General features: G+C 61.5%; 23 protein-coding genes and 2 tRNA genes. 19 read left to right on the top strand and 6 right to left on the bottom strand.

What is annotated here, in order from left to right:
* Positions 1 to 13 precede the first annotated feature (13 nt).
* The 3 genes from N4Q37_RS08215 (at position 14) to N4Q37_RS08205 (ending at position 1,255) form a co-directional block, all read left to right on the top strand.
* A complete protein-coding gene (locus tag N4Q37_RS08215) occupies positions 14 to 490 on the top strand; it encodes a YchJ family protein (protein ID WP_260957049.1) in 477 nt (158 codons plus the stop codon).
* Positions 491 to 560: 70 nt separating this feature from the next.
* A complete protein-coding gene (locus N4Q37_RS08210) occupies positions 561 to 1,046 on the top strand; it encodes an LEA type 2 family protein (protein WP_260956797.1) in 486 nt (161 codons plus the stop codon).
* 5 nt (positions 1,047 to 1,051) lie between these two features.
* Complete coding sequence (locus N4Q37_RS08205) at positions 1,052 to 1,255, top strand: SEC-C metal-binding domain-containing protein (protein WP_053153014.1); 204 nt, start codon at positions 1,052 to 1,054, stop codon at positions 1,253 to 1,255.
* 88 nt (positions 1,256 to 1,343) lie between these two features.
* Here N4Q37_RS08205 and N4Q37_RS08200 read toward each other — a convergent pair whose 3' ends face one another.
* The gene (locus N4Q37_RS08200; RefSeq protein ID WP_260957047.1) at positions 1,344 to 1,901 is read right to left on the bottom strand and encodes a cysteine hydrolase family protein; all 558 of its coding nucleotides are present in this window, start codon (positions 1,899 to 1,901) and stop codon (positions 1,344 to 1,346) included.
* Between the two features lie 161 nt (positions 1,902 to 2,062).
* Here N4Q37_RS08200 and N4Q37_RS08195 point away from each other — a divergent pair, with 161 nt between their 5' ends.
* The 6 genes from N4Q37_RS08195 to N4Q37_RS08170 all read left to right on the top strand — a co-directional run bounded on the left by N4Q37_RS08195 (position 2,063) and on the right by N4Q37_RS08170 (position 9,002).
* Positions 2,063 to 4,513 (top strand): penicillin acylase family protein, encoded by a 2,451-nt coding sequence (locus N4Q37_RS08195; RefSeq protein ID WP_260956793.1) that lies wholly within the window; start codon positions 2,063 to 2,065, stop codon positions 4,511 to 4,513.
* Between the two features lie 289 nt (positions 4,514 to 4,802).
* On the top strand, positions 4,803 to 5,585 hold the full coding sequence (locus N4Q37_RS08190) for a transporter substrate-binding domain-containing protein (RefSeq protein ID WP_260956792.1): 783 nt from the start codon (positions 4,803 to 4,805) through the stop codon (positions 5,583 to 5,585).
* 57 nt (positions 5,586 to 5,642) lie between these two features.
* The gene (locus N4Q37_RS08185) at positions 5,643 to 6,371 is read left to right on the top strand and encodes an ABC transporter permease (RefSeq protein WP_260956790.1); all 729 of its coding nucleotides are present in this window, start codon (positions 5,643 to 5,645) and stop codon (positions 6,369 to 6,371) included.
* Entirely contained in the window at positions 6,368 to 7,078 is a 711-nt protein-coding gene (locus N4Q37_RS08180; protein ID WP_260956789.1) for an ABC transporter permease, read from the top strand. Before N4Q37_RS08185 ends, N4Q37_RS08180 begins: the two co-directional genes overlap by 4 nt.
* Before the next feature lie 27 nt (positions 7,079 to 7,105).
* Positions 7,106 to 8,224 carry a succinylglutamate desuccinylase/aspartoacylase family protein gene (locus tag N4Q37_RS08175; protein WP_260956788.1) on the top strand — a complete coding sequence of 373 codons (1,119 nt, stop codon included), beginning with the start codon at positions 7,106 to 7,108 and terminating at the stop codon, positions 8,222 to 8,224.
* 13 nt (positions 8,225 to 8,237) lie between these two features.
* Complete coding sequence (locus N4Q37_RS08170) at positions 8,238 to 9,002, top strand: ABC transporter ATP-binding protein (protein WP_260956787.1); 765 nt, start codon at positions 8,238 to 8,240, stop codon at positions 9,000 to 9,002.
* A 204-nt stretch (positions 9,003 to 9,206) separates the two neighbouring features.
* Here the strand turns inward: N4Q37_RS08170 and N4Q37_RS08165 are convergent, their stop codons facing one another.
* On the bottom strand, positions 9,207 to 9,413 hold the full coding sequence (locus tag N4Q37_RS08165; RefSeq protein WP_260956785.1) for a hypothetical protein: 207 nt from the start codon (positions 9,411 to 9,413) through the stop codon (positions 9,207 to 9,209).
* A gap of 100 nt (positions 9,414 to 9,513) precedes the next feature.
* Positions 9,514 to 10,080, bottom strand: a complete 567-nt coding sequence (dcd, locus tag N4Q37_RS08160) for a dCTP deaminase (RefSeq protein WP_260956783.1) — start codon at positions 10,078 to 10,080, stop codon at positions 9,514 to 9,516.
* Positions 10,081 to 10,432: 352 nt separating this feature from the next.
* Between dcd and N4Q37_RS08155 the strand changes: the two genes are divergently transcribed.
* Positions 10,433 to 10,642, top strand: a complete 210-nt coding sequence (locus tag N4Q37_RS08155) for a cold-shock protein (protein WP_002554837.1) — start codon at positions 10,433 to 10,435, stop codon at positions 10,640 to 10,642.
* 116 nt (positions 10,643 to 10,758) lie between these two features.
* On the opposite strand, the gene N4Q37_RS08150 is transcribed toward N4Q37_RS08155, so the two are convergent.
* Positions 10,759 to 11,766 (bottom strand): DUF481 domain-containing protein, encoded by a 1,008-nt coding sequence (locus N4Q37_RS08150; RefSeq protein WP_260956781.1) that lies wholly within the window; start codon positions 11,764 to 11,766, stop codon positions 10,759 to 10,761.
* A 147-nt stretch (positions 11,767 to 11,913) separates the two neighbouring features.
* Here N4Q37_RS08150 and N4Q37_RS08145 point away from each other — a divergent pair, with 147 nt between their 5' ends.
* From N4Q37_RS08145 to N4Q37_RS08130, 4 genes are all read left to right on the top strand, one after another.
* Entirely contained in the window at positions 11,914 to 12,276 is a 363-nt protein-coding gene (locus N4Q37_RS08145; protein WP_390897914.1) for an MGMT family protein, read from the top strand.
* Between the two features lie 44 nt (positions 12,277 to 12,320).
* Positions 12,321 to 13,892 carry an AmpG family muropeptide MFS transporter gene (locus tag N4Q37_RS08140; RefSeq protein WP_260956778.1) on the top strand — a complete coding sequence of 524 codons (1,572 nt, stop codon included), beginning with the start codon at positions 12,321 to 12,323 and terminating at the stop codon, positions 13,890 to 13,892.
* Between the two features lie 129 nt (positions 13,893 to 14,021).
* Positions 14,022 to 15,737: a proline--tRNA ligase gene (locus N4Q37_RS08135; protein WP_260956776.1), complete on the top strand. Its 1,716-nt coding sequence runs from the start codon at positions 14,022 to 14,024 to the stop codon at positions 15,735 to 15,737.
* Between the two features lie 17 nt (positions 15,738 to 15,754).
* Positions 15,755 to 16,708 carry a hypothetical protein gene (locus tag N4Q37_RS08130; protein WP_260956774.1) on the top strand — a complete coding sequence of 318 codons (954 nt, stop codon included), beginning with the start codon at positions 15,755 to 15,757 and terminating at the stop codon, positions 16,706 to 16,708.
* A gap of 148 nt (positions 16,709 to 16,856) precedes the next feature.
* On the opposite strand, the gene dinB is transcribed toward N4Q37_RS08130, so the two are convergent.
* Entirely contained in the window at positions 16,857 to 17,918 is a 1,062-nt protein-coding gene (gene dinB / locus N4Q37_RS08125; protein ID WP_260957045.1) for a DNA polymerase IV, read from the bottom strand.
* A 284-nt stretch (positions 17,919 to 18,202) separates the two neighbouring features.
* Between dinB and N4Q37_RS08120 the strand changes: the two genes are divergently transcribed.
* The 4 genes from N4Q37_RS08120 (at position 18,203) to N4Q37_RS08105 (ending at position 22,668) form a co-directional block, all read left to right on the top strand.
* Positions 18,203 to 18,279 (top strand) — tRNA-Met (locus N4Q37_RS08120).
* 231 nt (positions 18,280 to 18,510) lie between these two features.
* Positions 18,511 to 18,587, top strand: a tRNA-Met gene (locus N4Q37_RS08115).
* A 152-nt stretch (positions 18,588 to 18,739) separates the two neighbouring features.
* Complete coding sequence (mprF, locus tag N4Q37_RS08110; protein ID WP_260956772.1) at positions 18,740 to 21,379, top strand: bifunctional lysylphosphatidylglycerol flippase/synthetase MprF; 2,640 nt, start codon at positions 18,740 to 18,742, stop codon at positions 21,377 to 21,379.
* On the top strand, positions 21,379 to 22,668 hold the full coding sequence (locus tag N4Q37_RS08105; RefSeq protein WP_260956770.1) for a virulence factor family protein: 1,290 nt from the start codon (positions 21,379 to 21,381) through the stop codon (positions 22,666 to 22,668). Before mprF ends, N4Q37_RS08105 begins: the two co-directional genes overlap by 1 nt.
* Positions 22,669 to 22,737: 69 nt before the next feature.
* Here the strand turns inward: N4Q37_RS08105 and N4Q37_RS08100 are convergent, their stop codons facing one another.
* Positions 22,738 to 24,579: a potassium transporter Kup gene (locus tag N4Q37_RS08100; RefSeq protein ID WP_390897913.1), complete on the bottom strand. Its 1,842-nt coding sequence runs from the start codon at positions 24,577 to 24,579 to the stop codon at positions 22,738 to 22,740.
* A gap of 333 nt (positions 24,580 to 24,912) precedes the next feature.
* Here N4Q37_RS08100 and rimO point away from each other — a divergent pair, with 333 nt between their 5' ends.
* The gene (gene rimO / locus N4Q37_RS08095) at positions 24,913 to 26,253 is read left to right on the top strand and encodes a 30S ribosomal protein S12 methylthiotransferase RimO (protein WP_260956767.1); all 1,341 of its coding nucleotides are present in this window, start codon (positions 24,913 to 24,915) and stop codon (positions 26,251 to 26,253) included.
* The last annotated feature ends 28 nt before the right edge of the window (positions 26,254 to 26,281 follow it).

Genomic DNA, 26,281 nt, shown 5'->3' with positions numbered 1-26,281 from the left:
CGTGAACATAAGCTTGCAGACAACCATTTGCCCCTGCGGCAGTGGCAACCCCTTGGACGCCTGTTGCGGCCATTACCACGACGGTCACCCGGCGCCTTGCGCCGAAGCCTTGATGCGTTCGCGCTACAGCGCCTATGTGCTGGGGCTGGTGGACTATCTGGTAAGCACCACGCTCCCGGTCCAGCAAGAGGGTCTCGATCGCCAGTCCATGGGCGAGTGGAGCGCCAACAGCACCTGGTTGGGGCTGGAAGTGGAAAGCAGCGAAGTGTTCGGCGGCCAGCCGGAACATGCCTTTGTCACCTTCACCGCACGCTGGCACGACGGCCAGGGGGAACACAGTCACCGCGAACAGTCCTCGTTCGTGCAGAACGGCGGGCGTTGGTACTTCATCGATCCGACCGTTGCGGTCAAGGCCGGGCGCAACGACAGTTGCCCGTGCGGCAGTGGGCATAAATTCAAGAAGTGCTGCGCCAGCTACTTCAATCGTTGATTTTCCGAAACGTCCGACGCACGGCCTTCGGTCCGGAGGGCTAGACTGGAGATAAACCAGAGGCGCGGACATGACCCACTCATCACGCTGGCTACGCACTGTTTGCCTGCTGCTTTTCATCGGGCTCGGGGGCTGTGCGTCCTGGTGGGGTGAAGAAGCCCCTGACCCACAGGTTCACCTGGTGAAGGTCGACGTAGTACGGGCCCGCCTGCTGGAACAGAAGTTCATCCTGAACTTTCGCGTCGACAACCCCGGCGACAGCGACCTCACCGTGCGCAGCCTGGCCTATCGCATCCACCTGGGCGGTCTGTTGTTGGCCGAAGGCGAGCATGAGCATTGGTTCACGGTAAGCCCCAGGCACAGCGCCTATTTCAACGTGCCGATCCGCACCAACCTGTGGCCGCAGGTGCGTGAACTGGTGAAACTGCTCGAAAAACCCCGAGAGGAGATTCCCTATCGTCTGGAAGGTGAGCTTGAAACCGGATTATTCATCGCTCACTACGTGCACCTGGCGCGCAATGGCGTGATAATCGCCGCCGATTTTATTGCGGAGTAACCCCGATGACCCAGCAACCCCATGTCCACGGCCCTGATTGCAACCACGATCATGACCATCATCACGATCATGACCACGGCCACGTCCACGGCCCCCACTGTGGCCACGCCCATCAGGAACCGGTGCGCAACGCACTGAAGGATGTCGGCCGCAACGACCCATGCCCATGCGGCAATGGCAAGAAATTCAAGAAGTGCCACGGGGCTTGATCTTGCAGGCGCAGCGTATCTTCGCCTGTTGAGTCGTCATGTCGGGTCCCCCCCCGGAGCAGGCTCTCTATGAGGCCGACGCGTTCAATCAGTTGGCCTCAATGATCTGCCTCGAGCTGACCACCGTCGCATACTCCCCGTGCAAGTTCCCCAGCGACATGGCGTGCACCTCGGCGGCCGTGCGGGCAAGGCCGAAATAATCGGCCTTGTCGAACGTGAAGCAGGCATCCTCGGCCACCCAGGTGTCGAAGCCCAGATTCCCGGCCGTGCGCGCCGTGGACTCCACCGAATTGTTCGTCGCCACACCCACGATCACCAATTGCCCGATCCCAGCCCCGCGCAGGTCCTGCTCCAGAGGCGTGCCGCAGAACCCATCCGGCACCTGCTTTTGCACCAGCCACTCGCCGGCCATCGGTTCGAAGCGTGGCTGGACCTCTACACCCGATTGCCCAGGCCAGAACACCGAGTCCGGCGAGCGGGAGAGATGGTGGACATGGATCACCGGTCGCGCCGTGTGTCGCCAAAACGCCAGCAATTCCAGCATGCGTAACTCCGCCTCGGGGTTGTTACGCGGACCGAGCCGTGGCTCCAGAATGCCTTTTTGCTGGTCGATCAGGATCAGCGCCGCGTCGCCCTTTAGCTCCATATCGGTGTTCCCTTGCTCGGTCATTGAATTTCCACACTTGAGCATCAAGGGGTTTCATCGCCAAATCAACAAATAACCCCCGCCCCCGCTTGCGCGCCCCCCTCCCGCTCACTAACGTAGCGCCTTTATCGCTGCCACCCCCCTCCCGCAGGAGCTTTGCCATGGCCTCGCCAGCCTCGATTTCTTCTTTTCCCCGGCTCGGCGTCGCCGCCGCAGTGGCCAGTGTGCTCGGTTTGAGCGGTTGCCAGTCCTGGAACGCCCAGGACACTGTCTTGCCCACTTCCGGCGTGCAGCCGCTTAAAGGGCTGGCGCAGAATGTCACGGTCCGGCGCAATGCCATGGGCATGCCGCTGATCGAAAGCAGCAGCTTCCATGACGCACTCTTCACCCTCGGCTACGTCCACGCCAGCGACCGCATCAGCCAGATGGTGACCCTGCGCCTGCTGGCCCAGGGCCGATTGGCGGAAATGTCCGGCGCCGAGCGCCTGGACGTCGACCGCTACATGCGCGCGATCAACCTGAAGAAAAACGCTGACGAGCTGTACAAGGCCTCCTCCCCCCGGCTCAAGCGCTTCTTCGAAGTCTATGCCCGGGGCGTCAACGCCTACCTGTTCCGCTACCGCGACAAATTGCCGGCCGACCTGGCTGCCACCGGCTACAAACCCGAGTATTGGAAGCCGGAAGATTCAGCGCTGATGTTCTGCCTGCTGAATTTCAGCCAATCGGCCAACCTGCCGGAAGAAATCGCCAGCCTGGTGCTGGCCCAGACCGTTCCCCACGACAAACTGGCCTGGCTGAGCCCATCCTATCCAGACGAGCAACTGCCGCTGGCCGAGGCCGACAAGCTCCAGGGCATCGCGCTCAACGGCCAGGTTCCGGGCCTGAACGAATTGCGCAAGGCCACTGAGCAGTTGACCGGGCTGAACCTGTTGAACAATTCGTCTTCGAGCAACTGGGCCATCGCGCCGCAACACAGCCGCAGTGGCAAGAGCCTGCTGGCCGGCGACAGCCATGGGCCGTTGGGTGTGCCGTCGCTGTGGAGTCCCGTGCAAATCCGGGCACCGCGGTATCAGGCCGCCGGGGTTTCGGTGGCGGGCATTCCCATGATCCTGCAAGGCTTCAACGGCAAGGTGGCCTGGAGCATGACCAGTGTCCTGGGGGACAACCAGGACCTGTTTCTGGAAAAAATCCGACGCCAGGGCAACGGCCTGTCCTACGAGGTCAATGGCAAGTGGCAACCCGCGGTGGTGCGCAACGAAACCTATTTCGTCAAAGGCCAACGGCCGATCCGTGAAGCGGTGTTCGAGACCCGCCATGGCCCGCTGCTCAACAGTGCCCAAGGCCTGGCGGCGGCCAGCGGCCTTGGCCTGGCCTTGCAGTTGCCAAGCTTTTCCGAAGACAAGACCCTGGATGCGTTCTTTGACCTGTCCCGGGCGCAGAACGTCGAGAAAGCCTCCGATGCCAGCCGGGAAATCCGGGCCCTGGCGGTGAACATGCTGTTCGCCGATGCCAACCACATCGGCTGGCAAGTCACCGGGCGCTACCCGAACCGTCGTGAAGGCGAAGGCCTGTTGCCGTCGCCGGGTTGGGAAGGTCGCTACGATTGGGACGGTTACGCCGACCCCATGCTCCATCCGTACGACCAGGATCCGGCCCTGGGCTGGCTCGGCACCGCCAACCAGCGGGTCATTCCCCACGGCTATGGCATGCAACTGTCCAACTCCTGGGCTTCGCCGGAGCGCGGCGAGCGCCTGGCGGAGCTGGCCGGCGCGGGCAAGCACGACGCCCGCAGCCTGACCGCCATGCAGTATGACCAGACCACGACCTTCGCCGCCAAACTCAAGAAAGTCTTCGAGGCCCCAGGCATAGCCCAGCCGCTCAAGCAGGCCATCGACGCACTGCCAGAGGCGGACCGGGCCAAGGCCCGCGAAGCCTACACCCGCCTGATGGCGTTCGATGGCCGGCTGAGCCCGACCTCCGCCGACGCGGCGATCTATGGGTTGTTCCTGCAAGAGAGCATGAAGCAGATCTTCCTCGACGAACTGGGACCGGACAGCAGCCCGGCGTGGAAGGCGCTACTTGCCAATGGCCAGCTCTCTTATTCGGCGCAGGCCGATCATCTGTTGGGACGTGAAGACAGTCCGTTCTGGGACGACGTTCGCACGCCGCAAAAAGAAGACAAGGCCGTCATCCTCGCTCGCAGCCTGGCCGCGACCATCAGCGCCGGCGATAGCCAATTGGGCGGTGATCACAAGGCCTGGCAGTGGGGCAAGCTGCATCAATACGCCTGGAGGAACGGCAGCGGCCAAGTCGTACGCGGCCCGATGGCGGCCGGCGGCGACGCCACCACGCTCAACGCGTCGGCCTTTGCCTGGGGCCAGGATTTCAACACCACACTGGCGCCGGCCATGCGCCTGATCGTTGACTTCGGCCAGCCCGAACCGCTGATGATCCAGGGCGGCACCGGCCAGGCCGGCAACCCGGCCAGCCCGAACTACGTCAACGGCATCGATCCGTGGCTCAAGGGGCAGTACCAGAACCTGCCCTTGCAGCCGCAGAATTTCGATCGGGCCTATGGCAAGACGCGGTTGACCCTGGTGCCCGGTAAATAAGGCATTCCCTGTTGCAAGGGGGTGCTTGTTGTGGCGAGGGAGCTTGCTCCCCTCGCCACAAAAGCAGGTCCGTTTCAGAACTCACTTGAGCTCCATCCTGGTGCATTTTTTGATGTACGCTCATCTCCGCGCACCAGCGCATTCCGCCGCCTGCCACGCAAGCTTTTAAAACGCTTGTTCGGTACTCTGGTTCGGAAATTGCTACCTTTATGTCGTCATACCTGTTCTGACCTTTACCGGTAACAACTTACGCGCCACAAGCGCCCATTTAGGTTCTAGGGACTCAATAATGAAAAAAGCACTGCTGACCCTTTCTGCACTGGCGTTGTGCATGGCCGCCGGCGTCGCCACGGCCAAGGAATACAAGGAACTGCGTTTCGGTGTCGACCCTTCCTACGCCCCGTTCGAGTCCAAGGCCGCCGACGGCAGCTTGGTCGGTTTCGACATCGACCTGGGCAACGCGATCTGCGAAGAGCTGAAGGTCAAATGCAAATGGGTCGAAAGCGATTTCGACGGCATGATCCCCGGCCTGAAGGCCAATAAATTCGACGGTGTGATCTCCTCCATGACCGTTACCCCGGCCCGTGAGAAAGTCATCGACTTCTCCAGCGAGCTGTTCTCCGGCCCCACCGCCTATGTGTTCAAGAAAGGCTCGGGCCTGAGCGAAGACAAGGCTTCGCTCAAAGGCAAGACTGTCGGCTACGAGCAAGGCACCATCCAGGAAGCCTATGCCAAGGCCGTGCTGGACAAGGCTGGTGTCAAGACCCAGGCCTACCAGAACCAGGACCAGGTCTACGCCGACCTGACGTCCGGTCGCCTCGATGCGGCGATCCAGGACATGCTGCAAGCCGAACTGGGTTTCCTGAAATCGCCCAAAGGCGCCGACTATGAAGTCAGCAAGCCAGTGGACAGCGAACTGCTGCCTTCCAAGACCGCCATTGGTATCAAGAAAGGTAACAACGATCTGAAGGCGCTTTTGGATAAAGGTATCAAAGCGTTACACGACGACGGCAAGTACGCCGAGATCCAGAAAAAACACTTTGGCGATTTGAATCTGTACAGCGGCAAATAATGCGCTGCGCCCATCCGGTCACGGATGGGCGCTTTTTTCCTGCCAAAGGCTTCTTTCATGTTCGAACAATTCCTACAAAATCTGGGGCTCTCGGCCTTCAGCCTGCAGGGCTTTGGCCCGTTGCTGATTCAGGGCACCTGGATGACCATCAAATTGTCGGCGCTGTCCCTGTTGTTGAGCGTGCTGCTCGGCCTGTTGGGCGCCAGTGCCAAGTTGTCCAGCGTCAAGCTGCTACGCATTCCCGCCCAGCTCTACACCACGCTGATCCGCGGCGTACCGGACCTGGTGCTGATGCTGCTGATTTTCTACAGCCTGCAAACCTGGCTGACCTCGTTGACCGACTTCATGGAATGGGAATACATCGAGATCGACCCGTTCAGTGCCGGGGTGATCACCCTCGGCTTCATTTATGGCGCGTATTTCACTGAAACCTTTCGCGGCGCGATCCTCGCGGTCCCCCGAGGCCAGGTCGAAGCCGCCACGGCGTATGGCCTCAAGCGTGGCCAACGCTTCCGTTTCGTGGTGTTTCCACAAATGATGCGTTTTGCCCTGCCGGGTATCGGCAACAACTGGATGGTCATGCTCAAGGCCACCGCGCTGGTGTCGATCATCGGCCTGGCCGACCTGGTCAAGGCTGCCCAGGATGCGGGCAAGAGCACCTACCAACTGTTTTATTTCCTGGTGCTGGCAGCATTCATCTACCTGCTGATCACCAGTGCGTCCAATGTCATCCTGCGCTGGCTGGAACGCCGCTACGCTGCCGGAGCCCGGGAGGCGGTGCGATGATCGAACTTCTACAGGAATACTGGCGCCCGTTCCTCTACAGCGACGGCGTCAACGTCACCGGCCTGGCCATGACCCTATGGCTGCTCAGCGCCTCGCTGCTGATCGGCTTCATGGTGTCGATCCCATTGTCCATCGCCCGTGTCTCGCCCAAGGTCTACGTCCGCTGGCCAGTGCAGTTCTACACCTACCTGTTCCGCGGCACGCCGCTCTATATCCAGCTATTGATCTGCTATACCGGCATCTACAGCATCGCCGCGGTGCGGGCACAGCCCTTGCTCGACAGTTTCTTCCGCGATGCGATGAACTGCACGATCCTGGCCTTTGCCTTGAACACCTGCGCCTACACCACGGAAATCTTCGCCGGGGCGATCCGCAGCATGAACCATGGCGAGGTCGAAGCGGCCAAGGCCTACGGCCTGACCGGCTGGAAGCTGTACACCTACGTGATCATGCCGTCGGCGCTGCGCCGCTCGCTGCCGTACTACAGCAACGAAGTGATCCTGATGCTGCACTCGACGACCGTGGCATTCACCGCTACCGTTCCAGACGTGCTGAAAGTCGCCCGGGATGCCAACTCGGCCACGTTCCTGACGTTCCAGTCGTTCGGAATCGCCGCGCTGATCTACCTGACCGTCACCTTTGCACTGGTAGGCCTCTTCCGTCTCGCCGAACGCCGCTGGCTGGCGTTTCTCGGGCCAACCCATTAAGGCTTTCGTTCCAGGACACTCACGCAAATGCGCCACCAGATCCATGACTTGCTGGCCCCGGTACCGGGGACCGCACGCAAGGTCCACAGTTTTCACTTCGGTCCGGAACAAGCCGCCGGGAAAATCTATATCCAGTCGTCCCTGCATGCCGATGAACTGCCCGGCATGCTGGTGGCCTGGCACCTCAAGCAACGCCTGGCCGAGCTGGAGGCGTCCGGCCACCTGCGCCACGAAATCGTCCTCGTGCCCGTGGCCAACCCCGTCGGCCTCGAACAAGTGCTGATGGACGTGCCACTGGGTCGCTATGAACTGGAGAGCGGGCAGAACTTCAACCGCTGGTTCATCGACCTGAGCGAAGAGATCGGCAACGAAATCGAAGATCTGCTCACTGACGATCCACAGCACAACCTGATGCTGATCCGCACCAGCTTGCGCGACGCCCTCGCCCGGCAGACGCCGGGAACGCAACTGCAATCGCTGCGCCTGGTCCTGCAACGGCTGGCATGCGACGCCGACATGGTGCTGGACCTGCACTGCGACTTCGAAGCCGTGGCCCACCTCTACACCACGCCCGAGGCCTGGCCGCAGGTCGAGCCGCTTGCCCGCTACATCGGTGCCGAGGCCTGCCTGCTGGCCACCGATTCGGGCGGCCAGTCGTTCGACGAATGCTTTACCCTGCTCTGGTGGCAACTCAAGGAACGCTTCGGCGATCGGTTCGATATTCCCATGGGCAGCTTCTCGGTCACCGTGGAACTGCGCGGCCAGGGTGACGTCAACCACGGGTTGGCGAGCCTCGACTGCCAGGCCCTGATCGAATACCTGATTCGTTTCGGCGCCATCGACGGCGAGCCCGCGCCGATGCCCGACCTGCCGTATCCTGCCACCCCGCTGGCCGCTGTCGAGCCGGTGGCCACGCCCGTGGGCGGGTTGCTGGTCTACAGCGCCCTGCCCGGCGAATACCTGGAGGCGGGGCAACTGATCGCCGAGATCATCGACCCGGTCAACGACACCGTCACCCCCGTTCATTGCCGTAACGCCGGGCTCATGTATGCCCGTTCGCTGCGTCGCATGGCCACGGCCGGCATGGTGATCGCCCATGTCGCCGGCACCGAAGCCTACCGCAGCGGCTACCTACTTTCGCCTTGAGGATCCATGCTCCATGTACAAACTGACCATCGAAGGCCTGCACAAAAGCTATGGCGACCATGAGGTGCTCAAGGGCGTGTCGCTCAAGGCCAAGACCGGCGACGTCATCAGCCTCATCGGCGCCAGCGGCTCGGGCAAGAGCACCTTCCTGCGCTGCATCAACTTCCTGGAACAGCCCAACGACGGCACCATGAGCATGGACGGCCAGCCGATCCAGATGATCAAGGACCGCCACGGCATGCACGTGGCCGACGCCAACGAACTGCAACGCATCCGCACCCGCCTGGCCATGGTGTTCCAACACTTCAACCTGTGGAGCCACATGAACGTGCTGGAAAACATCACCATGGCGCCGCGCCGGGTGCTGGGGGTCAGCAAGCAGGAAGCCGAAGACCGCGCCCGCCGCTACCTCGACAAGGTCGGCCTGCCGGCACGGGTGGCCGGACAATACCCGGCATTCCTCTCCGGTGGCCAGCAACAACGCGTGGCCATTGCCCGGGCACTGGCGATGGAGCCGGAGGTCATGCTGTTCGACGAACCGACCTCGGCCCTCGACCCGGAACTGGTAGGCGAAGTCCTGAAAGTGATTCAGGGCCTGGCCGAGGAAGGCCGGACCATGATCATGGTGACCCATGAAATGAGCTTCGCCCGCAAAGTCTCCAACCAGGTGCTGTTCCTGCACCAGGGCCTGGTGGAGGAAGAAGGCGCACCGCAAGACGTGCTGGGCAACCCTCGGAGCGAGCGGCTCAAGCAGTTTCTCAGTGGTAACTTGAAGTAAACCTTGTGGCGAAGGGATCTTGTGGGAGCAAGGCTTGCCCGCGACGGGTGCGATGCGATCTTTCAGGGATCGAGGCGCCTGCTTCGCGAGCAAGCTTTGCTCCCACATAAATCCCTTTCACGGTCGAGCAGGACAGCGATTGCAGGATTTTTTGTCATCGGCGATAACGAAATAGGGCCGATCAACTGAAACCTGACGCTGATGTCATGCAACGGGCGCAGGAGGCGGCTCGTCCGGCAGGGTCGGCTCGCCGGGTTCGGTGGGTTCTTCGTTGGGGGTATCAGGATCGGGCTGGCCAGGAATGCCGCCCGCCGCTTCAACGGGGTGGGCCAGCAAGGACCAGGCGAGGACGCCGATCTGGTTGGGCTCAAGCCTTGCCAGTTCGGCACTGATTCGCGGATCGATCTTCATGGAGCAACTCCTGAGCGAAGGCCCGTTGCGCTGGCGCAAGAAGCGGGCAGTACCCCAATAGAGTATAGGCCCGCCCAGGAATTCCCACAGTTCATCAGAATCAGGTGCGTGGCAAGGTCACGCCGCGCTGGCCCTGGTATTTGCCGCCGCGGTCCTTGTAGGACACTTCGCACTCTTCATCGGATTCCAGGAACAACATTTGCGCCACGCCCTCGTTGGCGTAGATCTTCGCCGGCAGGGTCGTGGTGTTGGAGAACTCCAGGGTCACGTGGCCTTCCCATTCCGGCTCCAGCGGCGTGACGTTGACGATGATGCCGCAACGGGCATAAGTGCTTTTACCCAGGCAGATGGTCAGCACGTTGCGCGGAATGCGGAAGTACTCGACGGTGCGGGCCAGGGCGAAGGAGTTCGGCGGAATGATGCAGACGTCGCTCTTGATGTCGACGAAGCTCTTTTCATCGAAATTCTTCGGGTCGACGGTGGCCGAATTGATGTTGGTGAACACCTTGAACTCGTCGGCGCAACGCACGTCGTAGCCGTAGCTGGACACGCCGAAGGAGATCAGCCGGTCGGCGCCCTCGCCACGCATCTGGCGCTCGACGAAGGGCTCGATCATGCTGTGCTCTTGCGCCATGCGGCGAATCCACTTGTCCGATTTGATGCTCATGGCGGGTTTCCTGAATGCGAGGTGAAAAAAAGACGTCCGGCATCTTACCGGGGCACGGGTCCGGGTTCAAAGCGCGGGACGCAAATCTCACCGATCCGCCAGGGTTTACGGTCCCACCGGTCAATGCCTGCGCCGTCAGTCACCAAAAAAGAGAAACCTTCGCAAAGACCATTGGCACGTTCTGGAAAAAGGGTTAAGGTGGCGCCACTGTGCTGCTTGTGTCACTGAGAATCTCTACACGATATGTTGAATTTCGATCCAACCGTCTACAAGAATTTTTCCTGCTCTTTGCACTCAGTCTCGGCCAGGGTTCTTCCTGAGTCGCAGTTATCTTTGTTCAAGGAGTTACACCATGTCTAATCGCCAAACCGGTACCGTCAAGTGGTTCAACGATGAAAAAGGCTTCGGCTTCATCACCCCACAATCCGGTGACGATCTGTTCGTTCACTTCAAAGCTATCCAATCCGACGGCTTCAAAAGCCTGAAAGAAGGCCAACAGGTTTCTTTCATCGCTACCCGCGGTCAGAAAGGCATGCAAGCTGAAGAAGTTCAAGTTATCTAACTTGTCCTTGCTTTAGTAAAAAGCCCCGCTCTCAACAGCGGGGCTTTTTTGTGCCTGTCATTTTTTTGCCAGTCACACAAAAGCCTGTGGGAGCAGGTTTCCCACAGGCTCCATGACTACCACGTCACGCCAAACCCCGCCGTATAGCGCGTCTTGCTCAAATCACTGTCCTCACTCCCTTCAATGACATCCTTCTCGGCCTTGAGGTTGAGCGACGCCCAGTCGGTCACCTTGTAGCGCAGTCCCATTTCGGCATCGTAGGCGTATTCCGCAACGCCAGACAGCGGCTTGCCCACCTCGCCATTGGTAAAGAACTCGACCCGCTTGCCCACCAGATAACGGTTGTAGTCCCACTTCATGGCGACGGAATAGAAATTGTCCTTGCCGCCATCGCGGTATTCATAATCGGTGTGGTTCAACAACGAACCCAGCGAGAACGCACCTAACTCGTCATCCCAGAACTGATAGCCCGGACCGGTACCCACCACCCGCTGGCGGGCCAGGTCTTCGACCTTGTCGCGCTTGTAGTTCAGGCGGCCCTGCCAGAACCATTTGTCCGTGATGAAACGGTCGAGGGAATATTCCAGCCGCCAGTTGTCGGCCGACACCACATCGTCCTGGAATTCACGGTTGTATTCGCCCTCGGCGGTGTGCCGCCAGCGACCGTGGCGCGCCGAGGTCTTGAAGTCGACGTCATAATCGTCGGTGTCTTTTTCCGCTCGCTGGTAATCCAGCGCTGCATCGATATTGCCTTTCCAGACCAGGTCCTCGACCACCGGCTTGGGCTTGAGGATCTGCTGGATACTCGCCAGTTCGACGGTCTTGGGCGCATCGCCGTTGGCCAGGGTCACTTTGCCATCCTCGGCCGCGTGCAGCGCCTTGGCTTTTTCACCGGTGTAGGCGTCCTGCTTGACCAATAGCTGCTGGTCACTTTCCAGGGTCTTGACCTGTTTCCAGTCGACGGGAATCGCGCCGGCGTATTCGGTCTGGATCAGCAATTTGCCGCCATCGAAAACGGTAATCTTGCCGCTGAGTTTGTCCCCGTTCTTCAACCAGACGGTATCGGCGAGCAAGGGCATGGAAGCGCCGGTAATGGCGAGGCACAACAAGGTTCTGGACAACATAAGCGTACAAAGAGCTCAAGTTTGCGGTGAAAAGACGGCATTCTCCAAAGGAAGGCACCTGAGCAACGACTGACCCGAGCATTTCGAATGAGTTCATTTCTCAATCAGCCGTACTGCGATTAATCTACAGACGGTCCTTTTCCAGGAATTTTCGACGTGACCCAGCCCCTTGCAGACGCCGAGAGCGCCGCCCAGATCCGCCGCACCACGCTCTACCTGACCCTGGCACAGGTGCCCACCGGCAAGGTCGTGACCTACGGCCAGCTCGCCGAAATGGCCGGCCTGGGCCGTGCGGCGCGCTGGGTCGGGCGCACCCTGAGCCAGTTGCCGGACGACACCAAGCTGCCCTGGCACAGGGTCCTGGGTGCCGGCGGTCGGATCAGCCTGCCCGCCGGAAGCGTCTCGGGGGATGAACAGCGCGCGCGCCTGCGCATGGAAGGAATCAGTGTCCTGAATAATCGTGTTGATATTCAGCGCCATGGCTGGCGCCCGGTAGAGCACAGCGGTTAGAGTGCGCGCTTTGTTTTCGCAATTTTTGAGGCAGACTCCAGCCCATGCCCCGTAAAACCTGGCGCGCCGCCCTCGCCGCCTATGCCAGTCCCTCGACGCTCGTGCTGTTGCTGCTTGGCTTCGCCGCCGGCTTGCCGTACATGCTGGTGTTTTCCACGCTTTCGGTCTGGTTGCGCGAGGCCGGCGTGGCCCGCGAGACCATCGGCTACGCGAGCCTGATCGGCCTGGCCTACGCCTTCAAATGGGTCTGGTCGCCGCTGCTCGACCAATGGCGCCTGCCATTGCTGGGCAAACTGGGACGGCGCCGCTCATGGCTCGTGCTCTCCCAGGCCCTGGTGATCCTAGGCCTGGTCGGGATGGGTTTCTGCGATCCACAAAAACACCTGTCCTGGTTGATCGCCATCGCCGTGATCGTGGCCTTTGCCTCGGCCACCCAGGACATCGCCGTCGACGCCTATCGTCTGGAAATCGTCGATAACACCCGCCAGGCGGCCCTCGCTGCCAGCTACATGTCCGGCTATCGCGTCGCTGCGCTGCTGGCCACGGCCGGCGCACTGTTCTTCGCCGAAGGGTTCGGCTCCACCGGTTTCAACTATAAACACTCGGCCTGGACCGGTACGTACCTACTGTTCGGGGTGCTGATGGTCCCGGCGCTGCTGACCTCGCTGTTCATGCGCGAACCGCCGGTGCCGCTGCGCACACAGCTGCAGGCCGGACGCTACACGTTCGTCCACCAATTGGCGTCGGTGTTCGTGCTGATCGTGCTGCTGGTGTCGGTACCCGCCATGTTCACCCAGCTCTATAACACCGACTTCGCCAGCGTCCTGTTCGAAGGCGTCAGCCTGCTTGACCTGCTGCTCGAAGACCGTGCCTTCCTGCGCGCCATCCTCTATATCCTCCTGACCGCCCTGTGCCTCTCGACCATGGGCCGGCGCGGGCTCGCACCCGTGCTCACCCCCGTCAACGACTTCATCCTGCGTTATCGCTGGCAAGCCCTGCTGCTGCTCGGGCTGATTGCAACCTATCGGATGTCCGACACGGTCATGGGCGTCATGGCCAATGTGTTCTACATCGACCAGGGTTTCACCAAAGACCAGATCGCCAGCATCAGCAAGATTTTCGGGCTGATCATGACCCTCGTCGGCGCCGGCATGGGCGGCCTGTTGATCGTGCGCTTCGGCATCCTGCCGATCCTATTCATCGGCGGCGTCGCCTCGGCCGCCACCAACATCCTGTTCCTGATGCTGGCCGACATGGGCGCCAACCTGAAGATGCTGATCCTCACCATCTCCCTGGACAATTTCAGTTCCGGCCTGGCCACCTCGGCGTTCGTCGCCTACCTGTCGAGCCTGACCAACCTGAAGTTCTCGGCCACCCAATACGCCCTGCTCAGCTCGATCATGCTGTTGCTTCCCCGCCTGATCGGTGGTTATTCAGGGGTCATGGTGGAAAAATTCGGTTACCACAATTTCTTCCTGATCACGGCATTGCTCGGGGTCCCGACGCTGATCCTGATCGCCCTGCACTGGTACCAGGAAAACCGCCACAAGGGCTCGACCGTCACCTCGGAAGCGACGCCGGCCCGGCCCGCGGAAGAAACGCAGGAAACTTCGTAGGAAACGTCAGAAAACCTCGACGAAACCGGCGCTTGCGTCCGGCCACCGGCCACGCGCCTGTACGCCGGGGCATCTCGCCCGTACAATGCTTCGTCACTTCCCGTCATCAGCAACCGACAACGGCCAACCATGCGCACCAGTCAATTTTTGCTCGCCACACTCAAAGAAACACCTTCCGACGCCGTCGTGATCAGCCATCAGCTGATGCTGCGTGCCGGCATGATCCGCAAACTCGCCTCGGGTCTCTACACCTGGCTGCCGATGGGCTTGCGAGTGATGCGCAAGGTGGAAGCCATCGTGCGCGAGGAAATGAATGCCGCTGGCTGCCTGGAAGTGTTGATGCCGGGCACCCAGCCAGCCGAGTTGTGGCAGGAGTCGGGGCGCTGGGAAGAGTACGGCCCGGAGCTGCTGCGCATCAAGGACCGCCACGGTCGTGATTTCTGCGCAGGCCCGACCCACGAAGAAGTGATCACCGACCTGATGCGCAACGAGTTGAGCAGCTACAAGCAGTTGCCCATCAACCTGTATCAGATCCAGACCAAATTCCGTGATGAGATCCGCCCACGCTTCGGCCTGATGCGTGGTCGCGAATTCATCATGAAGGACGCCTACTCGTTCCACGCCGACCTGGCCTCGCTGCAGGTGACCTACGATCGCATGCACGAAGCGTACTGCAACGTGTTCACGCGCCTGGGCCTGAAATTCCGCCCGGTCGAAGCCGACAACGGCTCCATCGGCGGCGCAGGTTCCCACGAGTTCCACGTACTGGCCGAATCCGGCGAAGACGACATTGTCTTCAGCAACGGCTCGGACTACGCCGCGAACATCGAGAAAGCCGAAGCCGTGCCACGGGAAACGTCCCGCCCTGCGCCGAGCGAAGCCTTGCGGCTGGTCGACACCCCGAACGCCAAGACCATCGCCCAGTTGGTGGAAGGCTACGACCTGCCGATCGAACGTACCATCAAGACCTTGATCGTCCATGCCGAAGAAGCCGGCAAGCTGATCGCCCTGATCGTCCGTGGCGATCATGAGCTGAACGAAATCAAGGCCGCCAACCAGCCAGGCGTTGCCAGTCCGCTGGTCATGGCCTCCGACGCGGAACTGCGCGACGCCATTGGCGCCGGTGCCGGTTCCCTCGGCCCGCTGAATCTGCCGCTGCCGATCATCATCGACCGTTCGGTGGCGCTGATGAGTGACTTCGCCATTGGTGCCAATATCGACGACAAGCACTACTTCGGCGTGAACTGGGAGCGCGACCTGCCCGTCCCGACCATCGCGGACCTGCGCAACGTCGTGGCCGGTGACCCGAGCCCGGACGGCAAGGGCATCCTGGAAATCAAGCGCGGCATCGAAGTCGGGCACATCTTCCAGCTGGGCAACAAGTACAGCAAGGCGATGAAATGCGAAGTGCTGGGCGAGAGCGGCAAGCCAGTCACCCTGGAAATGGGCTGCTACGGCATTGGCGTCTCCCGCGTGGTGGCGGCTGCCATCGAACAGAACAACGACGAGAAAGGCATCATCTGGAGCGACACCCTGGCCCCGTTCCAGATCGCCCTGGTACCGCTGCGCTACGAGACCGATCTGGTTCGCGAAGCCACGGACAAGCTCTACGCCGAACTGACGGCCGCTGGCTTCGAAGTGCTGCTCGACGACCGCGACAAGAAAACCAGCCCAGGCATCAAGTTCGCCGACATGGAACTGATCGGCATCCCGCATCGGATCGTCGTCAGTGATCGTGGCCTGGCCGAAGGCAACCTGGAATACAAGAGCCGCACCGAGGCCGAGCCACAAGCGCTGCCAGTTGCCGATGTGCTGTCATTCCTCCAGGCCCGTATCCGCCGCTGACACCAGATAGAGACGTCATGTTCAAGCGAAACACCTTAGGCCTCGGGGGCGCCGCGCTGTGCGGCGCCCTGCTGGTCAGTGGCTGCGCCAACCAGATGTCGCAGCGCAGCGAGCACGAAGAGCGGGTCGAGCGCAAACTGCTCGACCATAGCCTGCAGATCGATGTGGGCGAACCCAAGGTGCTCGACCTGCCGCAACGTCGGATCCGGATCAACGAACAGAAGACCTTCGAGGTCACCGAGTTCGAAGTCACCCGTCACTACGATCGCTACACACCGTACCAACCCTGGCGGGAAATCTACGAGATCCCGCTCGGCGCGGTGGCCGTGGTGGCCGGCGTCGGTGCGAACGTGGTCAACGTATTCGCCCTCGGCAACCTGCCGGACAGCGTGACTCGTGACTGGCTCAGCTACGGTTTCGCCGGGCTCAACCCGTTCATGAACGTGCCCTCCCACGGTCGCGCCCAGCAGAACCTGGCAGGCATTGACGAGGTCCAGCGTGACAAGCGCACGGAACACTCGAGCCTGCCCTGGAGTGAGCGCCCGGTGGAGGTCAAGGTTGCCCGGCAGACGTTCGAACTGAGCACCGACCGCAATGGCGTGTTGCGCCTGAACCTGCTGGAGAGTCCATTCGCCGAGCAGGACCTGAACCAGTTCGGCAAATTGCAGATCAGCGTGACGGACGCCCAGGACGAGGTACACACCGATTCGTCCCTGAGCATCAGCAGCACCTTGCGCAGCAAGCTGCTGGAAGCCCACACCCTGATCTACGACGACTTGGAAGACGACGAAGTGAGCCAGTGGGTCCACCGGGTCAAGCGCCTGTCGCAACTGGGGCTGGAGGAAGAAGCCAGCGAGCTGGAACAGAGCCTGATCGAACTGACCCGCAATGACCCGGAGCTGCAAGCCGAATTCATGAAGGCACTGACCAAGGATGGCGGACGGTTGGTGGCGGATCCTGGCTCGCACTGACCACCCCAGAATACTGTGTGAAAACAAGGCTTGTGGGAGCAACGCTTGCTCGCGATAGCGGTGGGTCAGCCTCCAATGAGGTGCATGTGCCGCCGCCATCGCGAGCAAGCTTTGCTCCCACAGGATTTCCTCGCGGCCAACAGCGGCCTCACCGCTCGAACAACTCCAACTGCTCGAACCCACCACGCAAATCCTCCAGCCGCACGCCTATCCCCAGCAACCGCACCGGCTTGCCGCCCCGGTTGAACGCCTGGGTCAATAACAACTGGTAACTGCCCAGGTCCCGCCCTGCCCCGGCCTGTTCCAGCGTGGTCTGGGTGAAGTCATGGAATTTCACTTTGACGAACGGTTTGCCGGGTCGATAACTGCTGTCGATCCGCGCCATGCGCCCGCTGAGGGTTTGCATCAGTTCCGGCAGTTTGTCGAGGCAGCTCGCCAGGTCAGGCAAATCGACATCGTAGGTGTTTTCCACACTGATGGATTGCCGCCGGCTGTCGTTATGCACCAGACGCTCGTCGATGCCTCGGGCCAGGCTCCAGAGCCGCTCGCCAAAGCTGCCGAATTCGCGCACCAAGGCCAACTTGTCCCACTCGCGCAACTGCAGGCAATCGCCGATGCCGAGCCGGCTCAGCTTGTCGGCGGTGACCTTGCCGACGCCATGGAGCTTGCTCACCGGCAGGGCTGCGACAAAATCCTCGACCTGGTCCGGCGTGATGACGAACAAACCGTTAGGTTTTTTCCAGTCGCTGGCAATCTTGGCCAGGAACTTGTTCGGCGCAACACCAGCGGACACCGTGATGTGCAACTGATTGGAAACGCGCCGGCGGATGTCCTGGGCGATGCGGGTGGCGCTGCCAGCGAAATGGGTGCTGGCAGAAACATCCAGATAGGCCTCGTCCAGAGACAGCGGCTCGATCAGGTCGGTGTAATCGCTGAAAATCGTATGAATTTCCTTCGACGCTTCCCGATAGGCATCCATCCGTGGCTTGACGATGGTCAGGTCCGGACAGAGCTTCAAGGCATGGCCGGAGGACATGGCCGAGCGCACCCCATAAGCCCGCGCTTCGTAATTACACGTGGCAATCACACCGCGTCGGTCCGCCGATCCACCCACCGCAAGGGGTTTACCGGCCAGCCGTGGGTCATCACGCATCTCGATAGCGGCGTAGAAGCAGTCACAGTCGACGTGGATGATCTTGCGTTGTGTCATGGAAAAAGCGGCGTGCGCGGCGGATCGGGTCATCAGTATCTCACCGGCACCTGTATATAGCACCAGTGGTTTGAAAATTCCTTCTATGATGAGGGAAGAGGCCTACGCAGAATTTATCCATTCAATCACCGCACCCCCTTCAATAGAGCACAAACCCTTGCCCCGCTTGCGTCACAACGCGATCACGATGCCCCGGCTCCCGGCTAAGCAATTGAAGCTGAACAGTTTTTTCTGCCGTAGGGGTTGACAGCCTGGCGATCCTCTGTAGAATGCCGCCTCACAGACGCGGGATGGAGCAGCCTGGTAGCTCGTCGGGCTCATAACCCGAAGGTCGTCGGTTCAAATCCGGCTCCCGCAACCAAACATCAAAGAAGGCTACTCGAAAGAGTGGCCTTTTTTGTGCGCCTCTGTTTTCGTCCATGACCACATAGGCCGTCGGTGCGACGACGCTGCCGGCTCGCAGTTGTAGGACAATTTTCTTTTTGATTTCGCGCATTTAGGACAATCCCAGGCAGATCGACCGATAATTTGGGATTGAAGACGTTTACTGGTTGACACTCTGGCGTTCGCCTGTAGAATGCCGCCTCACAGACGCGGGATGGAGCAGCCTGGTAGCTCGTCGGGCTCATAACCCGAAGGTCGTCGGTTCAAATCCGGCTCCCGCAACCAAATATCAAGAAAGGCCATTCGAAAGAGTGGCCTTTTTTGTATCTGTCGAAAAAAGGCTTTATTACAAATATTTTGTAATTTTTTTCTGCCGAAGGGATTGGTAACTTGGCCGGATAGCCCCATCCTGTCGCGCATAGCTCAAGAGGTGATTGATGCGCGCCCACTCTGACCCGCAAGATCCTGTTACCGCAACACCACCCGTCAAGGCCGAGCGACTGCGCTGGCTCGACCGTATCAGTCAATACCGCCAACCCATTGGCCTTGCCGTCACGCTGTTGTTATTTGCAATTGCACTGATTGCCTGTCGCCACCTGCTGAGCGAGCTCGACCTCTACGCGCTGCACGATTCGATTCTGGAAGTGCCCCGGCCAGCCCTGCTCGGTGCGATTGCCGCCACAGTGGCCGGCTTCGTCATCCTGCTGGGCTATGAATGGTCCGCCAGCCGTTATGCCGGCGTGACACTGCCGCCGCAAACCTTGATCCTGGGTGGATTCACCGCTTTCGCCATCGGCAATGCCATTGGCCTCTCGCTGCTGTCCGGCGGTTCGGTGCGCTACCGTCTGTACGCGCGCCATGGCCTGGGAGCTGCGGACGTCGCCCACATGACGTTGTTTGCCAGCCTGTCGCTGGGCTGCGCCCTGCCCCCGCTGGCGGCATTGGCCACCCTCAGCAACCTGCCGGCCGCGTCCGCCGCGCTGCACTTGCCCGCCAGCCTGCTGGCCGCGATTGCAACGGCTGTGCTGCTGCTCACCAGCGTATTGGCTATCGGCATCTACCGTCGACGCCTGCCGGAACAACCCCGGCGCGACAGCCTGCTGGTCAAGGCCGGGCGCCGCACCCTGCGCTTGCCGGGCCGACGACTGACGTTCCTGCAACTGGTCATCACCGCGCTGGACGTGGCCGCCGCCGCCACGGTGTTGTACCTGCTGCTGCCCGAAGCGCCTCCGTTCGGCGCATTCCTGCTGGTGTACCTGTTGGCGCTGGCTGCTGGCGTACTCAGCCATGTACCCGGCGGCGTCGGGGTGTTCGAAGCGATCCTGCTGGCCGCTTTCGCCGACAAGCTGGGCGCCGCACCACTGGCCGCCGCCCTGTTGCTCTATCGCCTGATCTACGTGCTGCTGCCCATGCTGGTGGCCTGCGTGCTGCTGCTGATCAACGAAGCGCAGCGCTTGTTCCAGACACGCCAGACCCTGCGGGCCGCGTCCGGCTTCGCCGCGCCGATCCTGGCGGTGCTGGTGTTCCTGTCCGGCGTGGTGCTGCTGTTTTCCGGCGTGACGCCGGAAATCGACACGCGCCTGGAGCACATCGGTTTCCTGATTCCTCATCGGCTGGTGGACGCCTCGCACTTTGGCGCCAGCCTGGTGGGCGTGCTCTGCCTGTTGCTCGCCCAGGGCCTGCGCCGTCGCCTGTCGGCCGCCTGGATGCTGACCACCGTCTTGCTGCTGGTGGGCGCCCTGCTCTCGCTGCTCAAGGGGTTCGATTGGGAAGAGGCCACGCTGCTGACCCTGACCGCAGCACTGCTGGCGGTGTTCCGGCGCTCTTTCTATCGCCCGAGTCGCCTGACCGAACTGCCCTTTTCCCCACTGTTCCTGATCGCCAGTCTGTGCGTGCTCGGTGCATCGATCTGGCTGCTGCTGTTTGCCTACCAGGACGTGCCCTATAGCCATCAACTGTGGTGGCAGTTCACCCTCGACGCCGATGCCCCGCGTGGCCTGCGCTCGCTGCTGGGGGCTGCGGTGCTGCTGGTGGTGGTGTCGCTGACCTGGTTGCTGCGTACCGCGCGGCCGGTGATTCACCTGCCGACGGCCGAAGAGCTGGAGCGGGCCAAGACGATTCTCATGACCTCCTCGCAACCCGACGGCGGCCTGTCCCTGACCGGCGACAAGGCGTTGCTGTTTCACCCCAACGACGAAGCGTTCCTGATGTATGCCCGTCGCGGTCGCAGCCTGGTGGCGCTGTATGACCCGATCGGCCCGGCCCAGCAACGAGCCGAGATGATCTGGCAATTCCGTGACCTGTGCGACGTCCACCACGCCCGCCCGGTGTTCTACCAGGTGCGCGCCGAGAACCTGCCGTACTACATGGACATCGGTCTGACGGCAATCAAGCTGGGTGAAGAAGCCCGGGTCGACCTCAAGCGTTTCGACCTCGAGGCCAAGGGCAAGGAAATGAAGGACTTGCGCTACACCTGGAACCGCGGCACCCGCGATGGCCTGTCGCTGGAGATCCATGAGCAGGGCGAGGCACCGATGGATGAGCTCAAGGTGATTTCCGATGCCTGGCTCACCGGCAAGAACGTACGCGAGAAAGGCTTTTCCCTGGGCCGTTTCAGCGATGATTACCTCAAGCACTTCCGCATCGCGGTGATTCGTTTCGAGGGGCGTCCGGTGGCGTTCGCCAACCTGCTGGAAACCCATAACCCGGAACTGGCCAGCCTCGACCTGATGCGCGCCCACCCCGATGCGCCAAAGCTGACCATGGAATTCATGATGGTCGGCCTGATCCAACATTATAAAAACCATGGCTACGCCCGCTTCAGCCTTGGCATGGTCCCGCTGTCGGGCCTGCAACCGCGGCGCGGCGCGCCATTGACCCAACGCCTGGGCTCGATGGTGTTCCGTCGCGGCGAGCAGCTCTACAATTTCCAGGGGCTGCGCCGCTTCAAAGACAAATTCCAGCCTGACTGGGAACCTCGTTACATGGCTGTGCCCGCCGGACTCGATCCGCTGGTGGCGCTGGCCGACACTGCCGCCTTGATTGCAGGCGGCCTGACTGGACTGGTGAAACGCTGATGATGCAACGCTCCTGGCGATACGTAGTGGCCGCCCTGCTAGTGCTGGCGGTGATTCTCGGTGGCGGTTACTGGTATTGGAACCGCCCGGCCCCACAACCCACCCTGGAACAACTGGCGCCCGCTGGCGGCGCGCCGATGACCCGCGTCACTCCCGGCACCAAGCCCCGTGCCCAGGTCCTGGTGGCGGTCAATGAAGACCAGAAGCTCAGCGACACTCAATTGACGACCCTCAGCCGCAGCGGCTCGGCGCTGATCGTCCAGGTGATCCTGCCTCAGGACTGCATGCTGCAAGGTCGTGCCTTGCAAGCCGGCCTGCGCGAGCTCCAGGGACCCGCCACGCTGGTCAGCGGCATTGGCCCTGGCGCCGTACTGGCCTGGCGCTGGCTGGCGGAGCAGAAAGACGACAACGCCAAGGCTGTTTCGGTCGACCTGGCCCTGGAAAAGCCCGGCTGCACCCACCTGCTGCCTAAAACCGCAGCCCACGGGCACTGGCTGGTTGCCTGGAACGACAACCCCGACGACACCAGTGCCGCTTTCGTACGGGATCAGAAGAACGCCGAGACCAGCATCAGCGACTATGACATCAACCTGCCGCAAGTGCTGAACAACGAACTACGCAAGATCCTCGTCGGCACCGAGAAGGGCAAGGGCGGCCTGGCCATTCCCGTGGTGGAAGTACCGGCCAGCCAAGCGCGGGACACCGTGACCCTGTTCCTCTCTGGCGACGGCGGCTGGCGCGACCTGGACCGTGACGTGGCCGATGAAATGGCCAAGATCGGTTATCCCGTGGTCGGCATCGACACCCTGCGCTACTACTGGCAGCACAAAAGCCCCGAGCAGAGCGCGGTGGACCTCGCCGAATTGATGCAACACTACCGCCAGGTCTGGGGCACCAAGCGCTTTATCCTGACCGGCTATTCCTTCGGCGCTGACGTACTGCCGGCCATCTACAACCGTCTGCCGGCCACCGAACAACAGCGGGTCGATGCGATCATCCTGCTGGCCTTCGCCCGCACCGGCAGCTTCGAGATCGAAGTCGAAGGCTGGCTCGGCAACGCCGGCACCGAAGCCGCCACCGGCCCGGAAATGGCCAAGCTGCCCGCCGACAAGGTGGTATGCATCTACGGCGGCGAAGAGGCCGACGAAAGCGGTTGCACCGACAAGACCGCGGTCGGCGAAGCCATCAAGTTGCCGGGCGGCCACCACTTCGACGAAAACTACCCGGCCCTGGCCAAGCGCCTGATCGATGAGATCAACGAACGGCAAACCAAGGTGGCCGAGCAGTGATCTGACAGACGACCAACAAAAAGCCCCTGCTGTCGCAAGACAACAGGGGCTTTTTGTTTCATGGTGCTGCTACATCTCGACCTGCGTCCCCAGCTCGATCACCCGGTTCAACGGCAGGTTGAAAAAGCGCAGGTTGCCATTGGCGTTTTTCAGCATGAAGGCGAACAACGCCTCGCGCCAGCGGGCCATGCCTTCGAGTTTCGAGGCGATGACCGTTTCGCGGCTGAGGAAATACGTGGTCCGCATCGGGCTGAAGTCCAGGTCATCCAGATGGCAGAGCTTGAGTGCCTGCGGGACATCCGGCTCGTCGGTGAAGCCAAAGTGCAGGATCACCCGGAAGAAGCCCTCGCCATAGGCATCGACCTCGAAACGCCGCTGTGGCGGCACCCGGGGAATGTCTTCGTATACCACCGTCAGCAACACCACCTGCTCATGCAGAACCTGGTTGTGCAGCAAATTGTGCAACAACGCGTGGGGGACGGCGTCCGAACGCGCGGTCAGGAACACGGCTGTACCCTGCACGCGATGCGGCGGCTGCACGCGGATGCTGCTGATAAAGATCGGCAACGGCAACGCACCTTCGTCCAAGCGCTCCACCAGCAACTGCTTGCCGCGCTTCCAGGTGGTCATCAGCACGAACAAGGCGATACCGGCGATCACCGGGAACGCACCGCCCTGGACGATCTTCGGCACGTTGGCCGCGAAATACAGGCCATCCACCAGCAAGAAGCCGATCAACACCGGCACCGCCAGCACCGGTGGCCATTTCCACAGCAGCAGCATGACCGCCGAGACCAGGATCGTGGTCATCAACATGGTGCCGGTCACGGCCACGCCGTAGGCCGACGCCAACGCGCCAGAGGACTCGAAACCCAGCACCAGCAGCACCACGCCGACCATCAGCGACCAATTCACCGCGCCGATGTAGATCTGGCCCTGTTCGTCGCTGGACGTGTGCTGGATGTACATGCGTGGAATGTAGCCAAGTTGGATCGCCTGGCGCGTCAGGGAAAACGCGCCGGAAATCACCGCTTGCGACGCGATCACCGTGGCCAGGGTCGCCAGGCCCACCAACGGGATCAACGCCCAGCTTGGTGCCAGCAGGTAGAACGGGTTGCGTGCCGCTTCCGGATCACCCAGCAACAACGCGCCCTGGCCGAAATAATTCAGCATCAGTCCCGGCAGCACCAGCATGAACCAGGCGCGGGCGATCGGCTTGCGGCCGAAGTGCCCCATATCGGCGTACAGCGCTTCGGCACCGGTCAGCGCCAGTACCACGGCGCCGAGGATCGCCACGCCCATGCCGGTATGGACAAGGAAAAAACGCACGGCCCAGACTGGGTTCACCGCTTGCAGCACCTCCGGGTGCTGGCTGATGCCATAGACGCCAAGGGCACCGAGCACCAGGAACCAGGTCACCATGATCGGGCCGAACAGGATGCCGATGCGCGCGGTGCCATGGCGCTGGATGATAAAGAGCCCTACCAGCACCACCAGCGACAGCGGCACCACCCAGTGATCAATGCCCTCGTACGCCAGGCCAAGGCCTTCGATCGCCGAGAGCACGGAAATCGCCGGGGTGATCATGCTGTCGCCATAGAACAGTGCCGCGCCAATCAGGCCGCAGACCACCAGCAAGGTACGCAATCGCTTGCGCGTGCCCGCCGCTCGGCGCGCCAAGGCGGTGAGCGCCATGATCCCGCCCTCGCCCTGGTTGTCGGCCCGCAGGACGAACATCATGTACTTGATCGACACGACCCAGATCAGCGACCAGAAAATCAGCGACAGGATCCCCAGCACCCCATCATGGTTGACTGGCACGCCATAGCCGCCGGAAAACACCTCCTTGAGGGTGTACAACGGGCTCGTGCCGATGTCGCCATAAACCACCCCGACCGCCGCCACCAGCATGCTAAGCGGCTTGGCCGCCGATTGCTCGGCGCCTGCCGCCTGACTACTTGCATGACCCATCCAACACTCCTGATTCCCAGACCTGTCTTCTTGTACGAAGCACGTTGCGCAGTAATGCAACCTGCGCTGTTTCACATTGTGTTACAGGTCTTTTGTTGACTGTAGAACCCAGTAAGGCACAAAGGCGCGAAGCATAGCGCAGCACTCGTCGTTTTTCCCCGTTTAAAGCTGGTCAAGTGCCTCCACCATCGCTAGAATTGCGCACTTTTTGATCAGAGGCGCGCCAGGCGCCCTGTCTCGGCAAGAGACGATCCCCCTACACCGAGGTTAGACATGTCCACCAATAATGCGCCAGCCAATCCGAAGGTCGGCTTCGTTTCCCTGGGTTGCCCGAAGGCTCTGGTCGACTCCGAGCGCATCCTGACCCAGCTGCGCATGGAAGGTTATGACGTCGTGTCCACGTATCAGGACGCCGACGTGGTCGTGGTCAACACCTGCGGCTTCATCGATTCGGCCAAGGCCGAGTCCCTGGAAGTGATCGGCGAAGCCATCAAGGAAAACGGCAAGGTCATCGTCACCGGCTGCATGGGCGTGGAAGAAGGCAACATCCGCGAGGTCCACCCGAGCGTGTTGTCCGTGACCGGCCCGCAGCAGTACGAGCAAGTGGTCAACGCGGTACACGAAGTAGTGCCGCCCAAACAGGACCACAACCCGCTGATCGACCTGGTGCCGCCACAAGGTGTCAAGCTGACCCCGCGTCATTACGCCTACCTGAAGATTTCCGAAGGCTGCAACCACAGTTGCAGTTTCTGCATCATCCCGTCGATGCGCGGCAAGCTGGTGAGCCGTCCGGTGGGTGATGTGCTCGACGAAGCCCAGCGCCTGGTCAAGGCCGGCGTCAAGGAGCTGCTGGTGATCTCCCAGGACACCAGTGCCTACGGCGTCGACGTGAAGTACCGCACCGGCTTCTGGAACGGCGCACCGGTGAAAACCCGCATGACCGAGCTGTGCGAAGCCCTCGGCACCCTCGGCGTCTGGGTCCGCCTGCATTACGTCTATCCTTACCCGCACGTCGACGAACTGATCCCGTTGATGGCTGCCGGCAAGATCCTGCCGTACCTGGACATCCCGTTCCAGCATGCCAGCCCGAAAGTCCTCAAGGCCATGAAGCGGCCGGCGTTCGAAGACAAGACCCTGGCCCGCATCAAGAACTGGCGCGAAATCTGCCCGGACCTGATCATCCGTTCGACCTTCATCGTCGGCTTCCCCGGCGAAACCGAAGAAGATTTCCAATACCTGCTGGACTGGCTGACCGAAGCCCAGCTCGACCGCGTCGGCTGCTTCCAGTATTCGCCCGTCGACGGTGCACCGGCCAACGACCTGGACCTGGACGTCGTCCCGGACGAGGTCAAGCAGGACCGTTGGGAGCGCTTCATGGCGCACCAGCAGGCCATCAGCTCGGCGCGCCTGCAAATGCGCATCGGCCGTGAAATCGAAGTGCTGGTGGACGAAGTGGACGAGCAAGGCGCCGTCGGCCGCAGCTTCTTCGACGCCCCGGAAATCGATGGCAACGTGTTCATCGACAACGGCAGCAACCTCAAGCCGGGTGACAAGGTCTGGTGCAAGGTGACCGACGCCGACGAATATGACTTGTGGGCTGAGCAGATCGGCTGATCCGCCCCACAGGTCTGTTCACCAGCCG

Source organism: Pseudomonas citri (genome assembly GCF_025336485.1).
GTDB lineage: Bacteria > Pseudomonadota > Gammaproteobacteria > Pseudomonadales > Pseudomonadaceae > Aquipseudomonas > Aquipseudomonas citri.
This window is presented reverse-complemented; position numbering and strand designations above follow the sequence as displayed.